Below are 1,822 nucleotides of genomic sequence, written 5' to 3' on the forward strand. Positions count from 1 at the left end.
CCGGGACGGAACTCCTCGTACGGGAACTGGGGGCGTCGGTCGTCGAGGAGATCGCCAACGAGTAGTCCCGGCTCCCGGCCCTCCGGGGGCGCGGGCCGGGAAGACGGGGAACGGGGGACGTACTCCCTCGCGGGGGGTGTTCGGAGGAACGTACAAGGCGACTCCCCCCGTCCCTTCGGAAGCCCGTACAAGGGGAACCCGCCGTCTCCCGTAGGCTGACCCCCGTGAAGGTCCTCGTCATCGGCAGCGGCGCCCGCGAACACGCCCTGTGCCACTCCCTGTCCCTCGACCCCGATGTCACCGCGCTGCACTGCGCGCCCGGCAATGCCGGCATCGCCGAGGTCGCCGAGCTGCACCAGGTCGACGCCCTCGACGGCGCCGCCGTGTCCGCGCTGGCCGTGCGGCTCGGCGCGGACCTCGTGGTGGTCGGCCCGGAGGCGCCCCTCGTCGCCGGGGTCGCCGACGCCGTGCGCGACGCGGGCATCCCGGTCTTCGGCCCCTCGAGGGAGGCCGCGCAGCTCGAGGGCTCCAAGGCCTTCGCCAAGGACGTCATGGCGGGAGCGGGCGTACCCACCGCCCGTTCGTACGTCTGTACGACGTCGGAGGAGGCCGACGCGGCCCTCAAGGCGTTCGGCGCCCCGTACGTCGTCAAGGACGACGGGCTCGCGGCCGGCAAGGGTGTCGTCGTCACGGACGACGTCGAGGCGGCCCGCGCGCACGCCGGAGGTTGCGACCGCGTGGTCATCGAGGAGTTCCTCGACGGCCCCGAGGTCTCCCTCTTCGCGATCACCGACGGCGAGACCGTCGTGCCCCTCCAGCCCGCCCAGGACTTCAAGCGCGCGCTGGACGGCGACGAGGGCCCCAACACCGGCGGCATGGGGGCGTACTCCCCGCTGCCGTGGGCCGATCCGAAGCTGGTCGACGAGGTCGTGGAGACGGTTCTGCAGCCGACCGTCGACGAGATGCGGCGCCGTGGCACCCCGTTCTCAGGCCTGCTCTACGCCGGTCTGGCGATCACCTCGCGCGGCGTCCGCGTGATCGAGTTCAACGCGCGCTTCGGCGACCCCGAGACCCAGGTGGTGCTGGCGCGGCTGAAGACCCCGCTGGGCGGCATCCTGATGGCCGCCGCCACCGGCAACCTCGCCCACCTCGAGCCGACGCGCTGGAGCGACGAAGCCGCGGTCACCGTGGTCGTCGCCTCGCACAACTACCCCGGCACCCCGCGCACCGGCGACCCGATCACCGGACTGGACGAGGTCGCCGCCCAGGACGCCCCGCACGCGTACGTACTGCACGCCGGGACGCGACGCGAGGGCGAGGCGGTCGTCAGCGCGGGCGGGCGCGTGCTGTCCGTCACGGCGACCGGCAAGGACCTCACCGAGGCCCGCGACCGCGCCTACCGCGCGGTGTCCCGGATCGGCCTGGACGGTTCCCGGCACCGCACGGACATCGCGGCGAAGGCGGCACGGGACGACGCGTAGCCGCGGCGCCGGTCCGTTCACCACCCGGCGCCGATGAACCCCGCAGGCCCCGGATCCGTCTCTGGATCCGGGGCCTGACCCTTGCCGTCCGTCGTCCACCTTTCCCCAAAGCCATTCCATCGGGTGAGCGATACGCCATCCGGCTGACGTGACCCGAGGCCCCAACTATGGTGCCGCGCAAGCGTTCCGGCACTTGGCCCACCGGCATTGCGATGTCGGTGGCGGGTGCCACAGTGGGGGCATGCGCAATGCCAGGACAGCGTCCGGAGCCGGGAGGGGGTGACGTCGGACCATGAGCGGAAGCGGAAGTGGAGGGGGAGCGGCTGCCACGGGGGGCCCGA

At 73.1% G+C, this 1,822-nt stretch carries 1 protein-coding gene; it reads left to right on the forward strand.

Features of this window, described 5'->3' with window-relative positions; genetic code table 11:
- Positions 1 to 224 precede the first annotated feature (224 nt).
- The gene (purD, locus tag B9S61_RS02175) at positions 225 to 1,481 is read left to right on the forward strand and encodes a phosphoribosylamine--glycine ligase (protein ID WP_103540662.1); all 1,257 of its coding nucleotides are present in this window, start codon (positions 225 to 227) and stop codon (positions 1,479 to 1,481) included.
- Positions 1,482 to 1,822: the final 341 nt, after the last annotated feature.

Source organism: Streptomyces sp. SM1 (genome assembly GCF_002910825.1).
Lineage (GTDB): Bacteria > Actinomycetota > Actinomycetes > Streptomycetales > Streptomycetaceae > Streptomyces > Streptomyces okerensis.